Below are 12,615 nucleotides of genomic sequence, written 5' to 3'. Positions count from 1 at the left end.
TTAGCCCCGCCGACTGGCGCGCTGACTGCGGTAAGTGTCGAGCACCACCGCGATCACGATGACGGCGCCGGTGATGATGCGTTTGGTCGGCTCGGTCGCGCCGATCTGCGCCAGCCCCGCCGCCAATACCGAGATGATCAACACGCCGAAGAACGTACTGATGACCGAACCGCGCCCGCCCATCAGGCTGGTGCCGCCGATCACCACCGCAGCGATCACCTGCAGTTCCAGACCGGAGCCGGCATTTGGATCAGCGGCTTCCAGACGGGAAATCTGAAACAGCGCTGCGATGCCGGCCAGCAGGCCCATCAGACTGAATACCAGAATCTTGTAGGGCTTCGGATTGATCCCCGCAAGCCGTACCGCCTCTTCGTTGGTACCGATGCCGATCAGGTAGCGACCGAATACGGTGCGCGTCAGTACGGCCTGCGCGACGAAAATCACCAGCAAGGCAATGATGAACGACGGCGAAATACCGAACGCGATCGGGTTCGACAGCCAGGCAAACGAATCACCGATGTAGGCAGTACGCGAGCCGGTCATCTGATACGCCAGACCACGAGCCATTTCCAGCACACCGAGCGACACGATAAAAGAAGGAATCCGCCAGGCTACCGTGATGGAACCGGTGACGGTGCCGGCGAGTGCCGCTACCGCCATGCCGAGCAACGCCGACGGCAACACGCCCCAGCCCCAGCCGAGAATCGCCACGCTGACGGTCGATGCCGCCAGTGCCAGTACCGAACCGACCGAGAGGTCGATGCCGCCGATGATCAATACGAACGTCATGCCGACCGCCAGCACCATCAGATCGGGGATCTGGTTGGCCAGCGTGCTGAAGGTGTTATAGGACAGAAAGTGGCTGCTCAAGACCGAGAACAGCGCAATCATCGCCAGCAAGGCACCGGCCAGGCCCAGATAGGTGCCCAGGCCATAGAAGTTGCCACTACGTTTGCCGGCAGGAGATGCAGTTTTCATGGGAGATCCCTAGGCGCCGCTTCATTGAGCAACGCATCACGTTTTTGGTAGCCGGCGAATGCGGCGGCAAGCAAGTCATCCTGGGTCCAGCTGTCGCGCTCGAAGGTATCGATCAGCCGCCCCGCGGACAGCACGCCGATGCGGTCGCAGATCAGCATCAATTCGCGCAGGTCACTGGACACCACCACCAGCGCTTTGCCCTGCCGCGTCAGCTCACCGAGCAAGGCATAAATGTCGAACTTGGCGCCGACGTCGATACCACGGGTCGGCTCGTCGAACAGCAGCACCGAACAGTCACGTTCCAGCCAGCGACCGATGACAACCTTTTGCTGATTGCCCCCGGACAACTCGGAAACCAGTTGCGTCGGGCTCGAGCTGCGAATGCGCATGGCGTCGATCTGACGCTGTGCGAGGGAGATTTCATCGCCATTGTTGACGAAACCGCCACTGGAGATTTCTGGCATGTTGCCTAGCGCGATGTTGGCGCTGATCGACTGACTGAGCAGCAACCCCTCGCCTTTACGGTCCTCAGTAATCAACGCAATGCCATGACGCACGGCATCGACCGGCGAACGCACACTGACTGCCTTGGCCGGCGAGCCGAGGGCGATGGTGCCGCTGTCGGCCGCGTCCGCACCAAAGATCAGCCGTAGCAGTTCGGTGCGCCCTGCCCCGATCAGTCCGGAAATCCCGAAGATTTCCCCGGCACGCACTTCGAACGAGACATCGCGGACTTTGTCGGCGCGGGTCAGACCCTTGATCGTCAGGGCCGGGGCGCCGATCTTGCGCGGGCCCATATCGATATGCTCGCCCAGTTCGCGACCTACCATGAGCGTGACCAGTTGCTCGCTGTTGTAATTGGCCATCGGCTCGACGCAGACCAGATTGCCGTCACGCAACACGGCAATCCGCTGCGCGACGCGGGCGAGTTCTTCGAGACGGTGGGAAATGTAGATGATCGAGACGCCGCGCGCCTGCAATCGGGTGATCTGCTCAAAGAGCATTTCGACTTCACGGGCCGTGAGCATCGCGGTCGGCTCGTCGAGAATCAGCACATGGCAATCGCCGATCAGGTTGCGGGCGATTTCGACCATTTGCTGATGGCCGATACCCAGCTCGCCGACCAGCGTGTCCGGATCGATCGCATCAAGACCGACCTGCGCCATGGCCTCAATAGCCGCTTTGCGCAGTTGCTTGCGACTGATCCAGCCGCCGTTGCTCGGCAAATTGTCGAGAAACAGGTTTTCCGCCACCGACAGGGTCGGCAACAGATTGAGCTCTTGCATGACCATACGCACACCGAGCTCTTCGGCCTGGGTGCGACTGCCCGGACGATAGTCCTTGCCGTGGAATTGCATCTGGCCGGTGGTCGGCGTAACGAGGCCGCCGATGATCTTCGACAGTGTGCTTTTGCCGGCGCCATTCTCACCGGTCAGCGCCAGCACTTCACCGCGCATCAGCGTCAGATCGATGCCGGTAAGCACCGGTTGCGCATAGGTCTTACCGATACCGCTGACCGAGAGGACAGCGTTCGGGGCGGAAACTGACATAGAAAACTCTCCGTGCGCTCGCCCGGACGGACGAGCGCCATTGTGTCGCCAGAAGCTTACTGAGTGACCAGCTCGACCGGTGTTTCGATCACACCATTGGCACCGCTGTCGACTTTCTCACCCTTGATGATTTTCAGCGCAGTCTCGATGCCGAACACCGCCTGTTTGGCGGCGAACTGGTCAGCCGTGGCCAGCACGCGACCGTCCTTGAGCATCGGCTTGATCGCATTGATGTTGTCGTAACCGACGACCTTCACCTGACCCGCCTTGCCGGCAGCACGGACGGCGGAAACGGCGCCGACTGCCATGCTGTCGTTGCCGGTCAGCAACGCTTTGACGTCCGGGTATTCACTGAGAATCGAAGCGGCGACCTTGTTGCCCTTGTCGATTTCCCAATCACCGGATTGCAGGGAAACAATCTTGATCTGTGCAGCCTCCATCGCATCCTTGAAGCCAGCAGTACGTTGCTGGGCATTGGTGGTCGTGGACACACCTTCAATGATGCCGACTTCGTCCCCGGCCTTGAGCTGCTTGGCCAGGTACTCACCGACCAGGCGCGCACCCTTACGGTTGTCGGGTCCTACGAAAGGGACGCTGATGTTTTTGCTTTTGACGATCGCAGGATCAAGCTGATTGTCGATGTTGATCACGGTGATGCCCGCATCGACGGCCTTCTTGATCACCGGCACCATGGCTTTGGAGTCCGAGGGTGCGATAACCAGTGCATCGACCTTGGCGAGGATCATCTGCTCGACAATCTTCGTCTGCCCTGCGGTATCGGTCTCGTCCTTGATGCCGTTGGAGATCAGGTCGAAATCGGCGGAGTGTTCTTTCTGGTAGGCCTTGGCGCCGTCTTCCATCGTCAGGAAGAATTCGTTGGCCAGGGATTTCATGACCAGGGCGACTTTGGGTTTTTCAGCGGATTCGGCGAACGCCGAGGAGACAGGTAGCGCGGCGGCTGTGGCAGCCAGCATAGCGACAGCAAGAAGACGTCCAGCGAATGGCAGCTTCATGGGTTCACTCCGATCTTATGATTATTGTGAGCAACGCTTGCGCTGGCGTAAGCTACATCGCTTGCGAACGGAGCAACAGCACCGCAGGCAAGCGACGCAAACGTTTGCGTAGAGCGAACTATGCGAATCCCGCCGACATTTGTCAACAATCAGAAATCGTCATTTGTTGTAGGGCGAATCCCTCGAGGCGCCCCTTCTGCGTTAAACCGTGGTGTTCACCACATTGCCGCTGGTTGAACCCTGGGACATTTCCTTGACCAGTGCAGCAGCGACCTCCGTCATTGCGGCGCTGGTTTGCGCGATCTGCCCTTGAATGGACATGACCGCCTGGGACTTGGCTTCGGGTGTCGGGTAGCTCTTGGCCTGGGCGGCGGCCAACTGCTGCTGTTGCTCTTGAAGCTGTTTTTGCAATTCCTGCATGCGCTTCAGGAGCATTTTCACGGTGGTGTTGAGATTGCTGCTGCCTTCGGTTTTGCTCTCTTCTGGCGCAGCGCCGCCGGTCCTGACCTGATTGCTTTTGTCTTTTTCAACGCCCAGGGCCTCGGCAGAAGCGTCCTTGCCCGCGTCGTTCAACGTATTGATCGTTGCTGCGGTTTTACCGCCGATGGTGACAGCACCCGGATTTGCAAAGCCGACCGTCAGTGACATGTGTATCCCCAGATTTCAGATTCCTTGAACACCCATCGGCCCTTCGCCGAATTTCTTTAGCAGAAAATCGAAAATCGGCCAGCCGTCGGGCTCGCCAGCGGTCGTAGTCTCTTTCGGAGAGCCGAACACGATAGCGCGCTTTGTTCGGGAAACCGGATAAACCCATGCGCCCAACTTTTACTTACACCTGAAATGTTGATGTAAATCATCAGGTTAAGCATTTTGGCGGGGCACAGTACGGCTGGTACAGATCCTGCTCCCTTCATCGCACCCCGGGCATTCCAGATCGGCTTGGGGCGCATCTAGATGAACCTGCATCAGCACCGTCTCACTACTAGAGAGAAAAATAATGAAATCTGCTTTCAACACTTTGGTTCCGGGCGCATTGGCCCTCCTCCTGCTCCTGCCCACCGCCCTTCAGGCAAAAGAAGCCGAAACCCAGACCAAGCTCGCCAATGTCGTGGTACTCGCCACTGGCGGCACGATTGCCGGTGCCGGCGCCAGCGCCGCCAACAGCGCCACCTATCAGGCCGCGAAGGTCGGTGTCGAGCAACTGATTGCCGGCATTCCCGAACTGAGCAAGCTGGCCAACGTGCGTGGCGAACAAGTCATGCAGATCGCCTCGGAAAGCATCACCAACGAAAATCTGCTGCAACTGGGCCGCCGCGTCGCCGAACTGGCCGACAGCACGGATGTCGACGGCATCGTCATCACTCACGGTACCGACACTCTGGAAGAAACCGCCTACTTCCTCAACCTGGTGGAAAAAACCGACAAGCCGATCATCGTGGTCGGCTCGATGCGTCCGGGTACCGCCATGTCCGCCGATGGCATGCTCAACCTGTACAACGCCGTGGCCGTGGCCAGCAGCAAAGAAGCGCACGGCAAAGGCGTACTGGTGACGATGAACGATGAAATCCAGTCCGGTCGCGACGTCAGCAAAATGATCAACATCAAGACCGAAGCGTTCAAGAGTGCCTGGGGCCCGTTGGGCATGGTCGTTGAAGGCAAGTCCTACTGGTTCCGCTTGCCAGCCAAGCGCCACACCATGGATTCGGAATTCGACATCAAAAACATCAAGAGCCTGCCTGACGTAGAAATCGCCTATTCCTACGGCAACGTCAGCGATACCGCCTACAAGGCGCTCGCGCAGTCCGGCGCCAAGGCGATCATTCACGCCGGCACCGGCAACGGCTCGGTGTCCTCCCGTGTCGTCCCGGCCCTGCAAACACTGCGCAAGGATGGCGTACAGATCATTCGCTCGTCCCACGTCAACGCTGGCGGCTTCGTTCTGCGCAACGCCGAGCAACCTGACGACAAGTACGACTGGGTCGTTGCTCACGACCTGAACCCGCAGAAAGCCCGCATCCTGGCGATGGTCGCGCTGACCAAGACCAACGACAGCAAAGAGCTGCAGCGGATGTTTTGGGAATACTGATAGACCTTCGCCCGGTCCATTCGTGATCGGGTAATTCACGCATCATCCGTCTAATAAAAGCGGGTGATGCGCTGCTTACCGCCATCGCGCACTTTTCCTACAAAAAATTCGATACCTCCCACACCAAAATCGGAAAACCACTGTCAGAGGATTTTCTTGAAATTTAAGCAGTTGCGAAAACGCTTACAGTTAAATACTGTATGCACGTACAGCTTAATAAGGATAACCTCGTGGCCACCTCCCCTGATGCTCCTGACGCTTACGAACGCATGGGTATGCGCGTTCAGAAAATCATCAATTCCCCCACCGCCCAAAAAGCCAAAGCCGCACTGATCTTCCGTCTGCCAGACGAGCCGATGGACGACTGGGAGCGCCTGCTCGAGGAAATCGACGAGAACGACAATGTCACCCTCGCTTATCGCGACGACGGTGGCGTACAGATTTTTTGGGTTGTGCCGAAGGAAGATTGATTCAATGAGTGTCCGTTGTTTCGCGTTGCTGCTGTTGTTTATCGCCATGGGTGCTCAGGCTGGCGCCCCCCGAACTTTTTCCGAAGCCAAGAAGGCGGCCTGGAAACTCTATGCGCCCCAGTCCACCGAGTTTTATTGCGGGTGCAAATACACCGGGAACCGGGTTGATCTCAAAGCCTGCGGCTACGTCCCGCGCAAGAACGCCAAGCGCGCCTCACGCATCGAATGGGAACACATTGTGCCGGCCTGGCAAATCGGCCATCAGCGCCAATGCTGGCAGAGCGGCGGACGCAAGAACTGCACACGCTACGACCCGGTCTACCAGAAAGCCGAGGCCGATCTGCACAACCTGGTGCCGAGCATTGGCGAGGTGAATGGCGACCGCAGCAATTTCAGCTTCGGCTGGTTGCCAGTGCAATCGGGCCAATATGGCTCGTGCCTGACTCAAGTCGATTTCAAGGCAAAGAAGGTCATGCCCCGCCCCTCGATTCGCGGCATGATTGCCCGAACGTACTTCTATATGAGCAAGCAGTACGGCTTGCGCCTGTCGAAACAGGACCGCAAATTGTATGAAGCGTGGGACAAGACTTACCCGGTGCAGGAATGGGAGCTTCAGCGCAATCAGAGCGTGGCGTGTGTGATGGGACGCGGCAATGAGTTCGTCGGCCCGGTGAACATGAAAGCCTGCGGCTGAATCGGCAGGCACAAAAAAAGCCTCGTACGTGATGTTCGAGGCTTTTTATTGGCTAGTTGGCCGCCTTGTTGTGCCGCCAGTAACCCATCAGATTGAGCGATTCGCGCGGTAGGCCGCAGTCCTTGATCAGGTATCTGCGCAAGCTCATCACCGCTGCAGACTCTCCGGCAATCCAGCCGTAAAATCCATCCGGGGCGGTATCGGCGATCTCCCAGAGAATGTCTTTTTCGATATCAACATCAGCCAGTTCAGGTGATTGGGCGACCGAGGCCGTATGGACTGGCAAAACAGCTGTCCGCACGGCTTGCACCATCAAGGTTCCAGCGGCCGACTCGCTCGCCTGATCGCGAACTAGCCACTGCACCGACAACCCCGGCCAATCGGGAACGGCCAGCATGTCCTGCATGCTGTCCACTTCGAAAAACGCCTGGACTTGCGGCGGCGCCGAAGACATCGCCAACTGATCCAGTATGCCCATTGCGGCCGGCAGCGCTGTCGCATCGGCAACCAACAGCACCTGCTTGAGAGTTTGCGGTGGCTTCCACTCGAAACCGCCCGCCTCCTTCGCCGAGAACTGTCGGTCAGGCGCAAGGATCTGCATGGTATCGCCTGGCTGCGAATGCAGTGCCCAGCGCGACGCCGGACCGGTCTCGCCGTGCAGGACAAAATCGATATCGACTTCGCCTTGCCCGGCGCGCAAGTGGCGGATGGTGTAGGTGCGCATCGCCGGGCGTCGATCCGCGAGCATCGAGCGAAACCGAGCGTACCAGCCGTCCTCCTGCGCGAGCTTCGCGTGCGAACCATTGGCCGCGGGAAAAAACAGTTTCACCCGCTGATCCGGAGCCCAGGTAGCCATTTCTGCCACTGACGGCCCCGCCAATGTGATGCGCATCAAGTGCGGACTCAGCCGGGTCTTGCGTTGCAGGGTTGTATCAAACAGCTTGTACGGATTGGCGGAGGCCATGGGAGCTCCTTCTGGTAATCATCAGCGACTGCAGAAGGAACGAGTCGCGCCTGACAGCCTTTAGGAGGCTCCGCCGAGCGGATCATTTACGGCGCGATCGGATGTTCGACCAGCACCGATTCGATGTTCTGTTTTTTCGCCTTGACCAGCGCCGCGTCCACCTGCACCTTCCGTGCTTCGGCCTCGGCTTTGGAATTGAACGGGCCAATCAGAATCCGCGTTTTACCGCTGCTGTCCTTGATGACCGTCGGCACGAAAGCATGCTCGATCAACCAGCCACTCAGATCACTGACCGCTTGTGGTGTTTCTCCGCGAACTTCCAGATCCCACTGCGGAGCAGCCGCGACTGCCGGCGCTGCGACAGCCGTTTTCGGTGTCGGCAGATCACCTTGCTTGCCCTCTCCACAGCCCGCCAGTACAAGTGCTGCGATTACCCAGACCAATTTGCGCACAACGCTTTCCTCGAAAATCCCAAAGCCGCGATCTTATCATTCATAAATCTTCGCGAGCCCCGCAAAATGGGCACAAAACAACGAGATTGATGCTTGCAGCCTCTGTATAGTTACGCCCTGGGAATTAATGCCGCTTCTGCGCGTCAGAAAGAGGCACCCAAACCGTGAGACTTCGCACTAATCTATACGTACCACCGACCTCTGCACTGTCTGAATCAGGTGCCCTACAAAGCAATCAAGGAGAAGACCATGCTGATACTCACCCGCAAAGTCGGTGAAAGCATAAACATTGGCGACGACATCACTATCACCATTCTGGGCGTTAGCGGCCAACAGGTCCGCATTGGCATCAACGCACCGAAAAACGTGGCCGTGCACCGTGAAGAGATTTACCAGCGCATTCAGGCTGGCCTGACCGCTCCGGACAAGCCCCAAACGCCTTGAGTCGCATCGCAGTCAGTAGCCAGTCCGTTTACCTCGTGGAATGACTGGCTAGAGCTTTACGCGCCGTTTTGCCATCCGCTTCCCACATCGCTGGGCACGGCGCCTGACACGCAAGTCCCACCTTCACTTCAATACGCCATTCCCCCCGTTGCCCGCCAGATACTACCTGCCATCTCAAAGACTGGCTGTCGGACGTTTCCGATAGAGCGCAGGGAATTCGCACCGCTAAACAAATGTCACGCCACGCCCCATTCCGGTCGCTACGATCACCACCAATACCAATACCAACACCTCGACATGACTGATAGGCGCGCCTGTCGCGAGCGCTTCGCCGCGCGCCAAAGCTATCCGTTCGGAAAATCGCGAAACGCGTAGCGTCCTTGTCGAACCGAATCGCCACGAAAGAAAAAGCCAAATCGCAGGCAAAAAAAATCCCAAGCAGCTGATGGAAGCTTGGGATTTAAAAATGCATAAACCGTGGTGGTGAACGCGGGGCGGATGTTACTCAATCCCACCTGCCGTCACAACAATTTTCTGATAACCGGCTGGTTCAATACGACCGTAACCCCTTCAATATCCACATTATTTTAGTGGATGCTGGACTAACGTACCTGAAAGCGAACGGTCGATGCAGGAAATGGTCCTGTGACAAAGGCCCGCGAGGAAGGCTACGCTAACGCCGCTGGCAAGAACCTTGGTCAGGGACAGACCCGGCAACGCAGAAGCAATCCGGAGATTTGAACGTATGGAAATGAGTGAGACTGTTCTCAAAGCATCCCTGAGTGCAGAAGAGCGCTCGGCGATTGCCGAAATCGAAGCAACAACCAATATCTTGCAGCTCGTAACGCGCTTGACCGGAACACGCTTTGCCGGGATCGCAAAATTTACCGAAACCGAATGGATAGTTTGCTCGGCGTACGATCCGATCGAGCTGGGTATCAACGTCGGCGATACCCTGGATCTGGAGACCACGCTTTGCAGCGAATTTCGGCGCGACCCCAAGGTGCTTTTCCTGCCGAAAATCAGTGAAGACGGTCGGCTGTGCTCGCGTCCAGTGGTGAAACAATTTGCGATCGAGAGCTATGCAGGGGCGCCCGTTTTCTTGCCGGATGGCCGGCTGTGGGGTGCTCTATGCGCGCTGGACTCTCGGGCAGTGCTGTTCGATAACCCGGACCTCGCCGAAACACTGACGCTGTTCGCAAGGCTGATAGGCTGCATATTCTTCACAAATCTGGCGGGAGAAGAAAACGGACGCAGTAATCCGCAGAACGCCTGACCGTACACGCTTGAAAGCCCTTTCATTTACGTTGGTCACCAAGCGGACTTGGCAAATTCCAGACAACAAAAAAGGGCCCACCTTTCGGTGAGCCCTTCCAGACCGCCCAGCAGAGCGGATTTTGTTTGGTAGGCGCGATTGGACTCGAACCAACGACCCCCACCATGTCAAGGTGGTGCTCTAACCAACTGAGCTACGTGCCTGCTGTGAGGCGGCATTCTACGGAATTCCGGAGGGGTGTCAACACCTTTTTTTCACCTAACCCTATGAATATGCAAAATATTTAATTTGCCCCCGGCAACACGGTTTTTCCGGTGGCTGGCGGAGGTTTTTCAACTCGGGTAGGATCAGTGCACTCGTAAAATATATTAAACAGAGGCGGCAGGATGGCGAACACCCCTTACCCAGAGTCTTATTACGCTGCGTCGGCCAACGCCGCGCCGTCCCGTCCGGCGCTACAGGATGATGTGGAGACGGATGTCTGTGTGATTGGCGCCGGGTACACCGGACTGTCCTCGGCGCTGTTTCTGCTGGAAAACGGTTTTCGCGTAACCGTGCTGGAAGCGGCCAGGGTCGGCTTCGGCGCTTCGGGGCGCAATGGCGGGCAGATCGTCAACAGTTACAGCCGGGACATTGACGTGATCGAACGCAGCGTCGGCCCGAAGCAAGCGCAATTGCTTGGGCAGATGGCCTTTGAGGGCGGTCGGATCATTCGCGAGCGTGTGGCCAAATACAATATTCAGTGCGATTTGAAGGACGGCGGCGTGTTCGCCGCCCTCACGCCCAAACAGATGGGCCATCTTGAATCGCAGAAGCGCCTCTGGGAGCGTTTCGGCCACACCCAGCTTGAGCTGCTGGATCAGCGTCGTATTCGTGAAGTCGTCGGTTGTGAGCAATACGTTGGCGGCATGCTCGACATGAGCGGCGGGCATATCCATCCGCTGAACCTGGCGCTCGGCGAAGCGGCAGCCGTTGAATCCCTCGGCGGCCTTATTTATGAACAGTCGCCGGCAGTGCGTATTGAACGCGGTGCCAATCCGGTTGTGCATACGCCGCAGGGCAAGGTCAGGGCCAAGTTCATCATCGTTGCTGGCAATGCCTACCTCGGCAACCTGGTACCGGAGCTGGCAGCCAAATCGATGCCGTGCGGCACTCAGGTGATCACCACCGAGCCGTTAGGCGATGAGTTGGCCAAAGCACTGCTGCCGCAGGACTATTGCGTTGAAGACTGCAACTACCTGCTCGACTACTACCGCCTGACGAGTGACAAACGCCTGATCTTCGGCGGCGGTGTGGTGTATGGCGCGCGTGACCCGGCCAATATCGAGGCGATTATCCGCCCGAAAATGCTCAAGGCTTTTCCGCAGCTCAAGGATGTGAAGATTGACTACGCCTGGACCGGAAACTTCCTGCTGACGCTGTCGCGTTTGCCGCAGGTCGGACGCCTTGGCGACAACATCTATTACTCGCAAGGTTGCAGCGGCCATGGTGTTACGTACACGCACCTGGCGGGCAAGGTGTTAGCCGAAGCGTTGCGCGGTCAGGCCGAGCGTTTCGATGCGTTCGCCGATCTACCGCACTATCCGTTCCCCGGCGGGCAGCTGCTGCGCACACCCTTCGCCGCGCTCGGCGCGTGGTATTACGGACTGCGCGACAAATTCGGAATGTAAAAAAAAGGGCCGCTGAACAGCGGCCCCTTTTTCATGAAACGCGACTCAGAGCTGGTCCCGAGGAATCCCGCTACGAATCCGCACGATATCCGCCAGTACCGCCAAGGCGATTTCTGCCGGCGTCTTGCTGCCGAGATTGAGACCGATCGGCGCATGTATCCGCGCCAGCTCGCCCTCCCCCAGACCGCCAATCCGACGCAAACGCTCGAAGCGCTTTTGCGAAGTCTGCAGTGAACCCATCACGCCGATGTAGAACGCTTCGGTGCGCACCGCTTCCATCATCGCCAGATCGTCGATGCGCGGATCATGAGTCAGCGCCACCACCGCGGTATCACGATGACAGCCGCCGTCAGCAATGAACACCGACGGCAACTGCCGGCGAATTTCCACGCCATCGAGTATGACTCCCTCAAGCACTTCATCGCGCGGGTCGCAGAGAATCACCTCGAAGCCCAGACCTACGGCGAACTCGGCGCACGCCTGCGCGACGCTGGAATACCCGGCGAGCAACAAGCGCTGCGCCGCGCCGATACGAATGCGTACCCGATCAAGCTCGCGCTCGATCCGCGCGCCCTGCTCGCGGTCAGCGAACAGACTGCGCGCACCATCGGCCAAATCGACCTCACGAATCAGACGACGCTGACCGAGCAGCGCCGACTCCAGTTCGCGCAGATGCGCCTGCACCTCGCAGTCGGCATCGAGATTCTCCACCAGCACATCAAGAATGCCGCCACAGGGCAGGCTGACTCGCGAACGCGGATCGTCACCCTCGCCGTAACGCACAACGGTGACGGCATCGTGAAACGCACCCTCGGCGACTCGCTGGAGGAAATCTTCCTCGACGCAACCACCGGACAGCGATCCGATCCACTGCCCGCCGTCATTCACCGCCAACAGCGAACCCGGCGCGCGCGGTGCCGAGCCATAGGTCGCCAGCACCGTGCACAGCCAGATGCGCTGCCCGGCCTGTGACCACTCCAGCGCCCGGCGCACCACTTGCAGATCGAGATGCTGCATG

13 protein-coding genes and 1 tRNA gene are annotated in these 12,615 nt (G+C 58.4%); 6 read left to right on the top strand and 8 right to left on the bottom strand.

What is annotated here, in order from left to right; genetic code table 11:
- The 4 genes from BLU52_RS08010 to BLU52_RS07995 all read right to left on the bottom strand — a co-directional run bounded on the left by BLU52_RS08010 (position 1) and on the right by BLU52_RS07995 (position 4,189).
- A complete protein-coding gene (locus tag BLU52_RS08010) occupies positions 1-978 on the bottom strand; it encodes an ABC transporter permease (RefSeq protein WP_090282672.1) in 978 nt (325 codons plus the stop codon).
- Entirely contained in the window at positions 975-2,528 is a 1,554-nt protein-coding gene (locus tag BLU52_RS08005; RefSeq protein WP_090282671.1) for a sugar ABC transporter ATP-binding protein, read from the bottom strand. Before BLU52_RS08005 ends, BLU52_RS08010 begins: the two co-directional genes overlap by 4 nt.
- Before the next feature lie 56 nt (positions 2,529-2,584).
- Entirely contained in the window at positions 2,585-3,541 is a 957-nt protein-coding gene (locus BLU52_RS08000) for a sugar ABC transporter substrate-binding protein (protein WP_090282670.1), read from the bottom strand.
- 201 nt (positions 3,542-3,742) lie between these two features.
- Entirely contained in the window at positions 3,743-4,189 is a 447-nt protein-coding gene (locus tag BLU52_RS07995) for a hypothetical protein (protein WP_090282669.1), read from the bottom strand.
- Positions 4,190-4,538: 349 nt separating this feature from the next.
- Here BLU52_RS07995 and BLU52_RS07990 point away from each other — a divergent pair, with 349 nt between their 5' ends.
- The 3 genes from BLU52_RS07990 (at position 4,539) to BLU52_RS07980 (ending at position 6,791) form a co-directional block, all read left to right on the top strand.
- Positions 4,539-5,627 carry an asparaginase gene (locus BLU52_RS07990; protein ID WP_090282668.1) on the top strand — a complete coding sequence of 363 codons (1,089 nt, stop codon included), beginning with the start codon at positions 4,539-4,541 and terminating at the stop codon, positions 5,625-5,627.
- Positions 5,628-5,827: 200 nt separating this feature from the next.
- Positions 5,828-6,097: a DUF1654 domain-containing protein gene (locus tag BLU52_RS07985; protein ID WP_090282667.1), complete on the top strand. Its 270-nt coding sequence runs from the start codon at positions 5,828-5,830 to the stop codon at positions 6,095-6,097.
- 4 nt (positions 6,098-6,101) lie between these two features.
- Positions 6,102-6,791 carry an endonuclease gene (locus BLU52_RS07980; protein ID WP_090282666.1) on the top strand — a complete coding sequence of 230 codons (690 nt, stop codon included), beginning with the start codon at positions 6,102-6,104 and terminating at the stop codon, positions 6,789-6,791.
- Positions 6,792-6,843: 52 nt separating this feature from the next.
- On the opposite strand, the gene BLU52_RS07975 is transcribed toward BLU52_RS07980, so the two are convergent.
- Together BLU52_RS07975 and BLU52_RS07970 are read right to left on the bottom strand one after the other, a co-directional pair.
- Entirely contained in the window at positions 6,844-7,755 is a 912-nt protein-coding gene (locus tag BLU52_RS07975) for a siderophore-interacting protein (RefSeq protein ID WP_090282665.1), read from the bottom strand.
- An 86-nt stretch (positions 7,756-7,841) separates the two neighbouring features.
- Entirely contained in the window at positions 7,842-8,207 is a 366-nt protein-coding gene (locus BLU52_RS07970; RefSeq protein WP_090282664.1) for an SPOR domain-containing protein, read from the bottom strand.
- 249 nt (positions 8,208-8,456) lie between these two features.
- Here BLU52_RS07970 and csrA point away from each other — a divergent pair, with 249 nt between their 5' ends.
- Both csrA and BLU52_RS07955 read left to right on the top strand, forming a co-directional pair.
- Positions 8,457-8,651, top strand: coding sequence for a carbon storage regulator CsrA (csrA, locus tag BLU52_RS07965; protein WP_003179932.1), 195 nt, complete (start codon positions 8,457-8,459; stop codon positions 8,649-8,651).
- Between the two features lie 745 nt (positions 8,652-9,396).
- Positions 9,397-9,927 carry a GAF domain-containing protein gene (locus BLU52_RS07955; protein ID WP_090282663.1) on the top strand — a complete coding sequence of 177 codons (531 nt, stop codon included), beginning with the start codon at positions 9,397-9,399 and terminating at the stop codon, positions 9,925-9,927.
- Positions 9,928-10,053: 126 nt separating this feature from the next.
- Here the strand turns inward: BLU52_RS07955 and BLU52_RS07950 are convergent.
- Positions 10,054-10,130 (bottom strand) — tRNA-Val (locus BLU52_RS07950).
- 183 nt (positions 10,131-10,313) lie between these two features.
- Between BLU52_RS07950 and BLU52_RS07945 the strand changes: the two genes are divergently transcribed.
- The gene (locus BLU52_RS07945) at positions 10,314-11,597 is read left to right on the top strand and encodes an NAD(P)/FAD-dependent oxidoreductase (RefSeq protein ID WP_090282662.1); all 1,284 of its coding nucleotides are present in this window, start codon (positions 10,314-10,316) and stop codon (positions 11,595-11,597) included.
- 45 nt (positions 11,598-11,642) lie between these two features.
- On the opposite strand, the gene BLU52_RS07940 is transcribed toward BLU52_RS07945, so the two are convergent.
- Complete coding sequence (locus BLU52_RS07940) at positions 11,643-12,614, bottom strand: XdhC family protein (protein WP_090282661.1); 972 nt, start codon at positions 12,612-12,614, stop codon at positions 11,643-11,645.
- Between the last annotated feature and the right edge of the window lies 1 nt (position 12,615).

The organism is Pseudomonas granadensis (genome assembly GCF_900105485.1).
GTDB classification, from domain to species: Bacteria; Pseudomonadota; Gammaproteobacteria; order Pseudomonadales; family Pseudomonadaceae; genus Aquipseudomonas; species Aquipseudomonas granadensis.
This window is presented reverse-complemented; position numbering and strand designations above follow the sequence as displayed.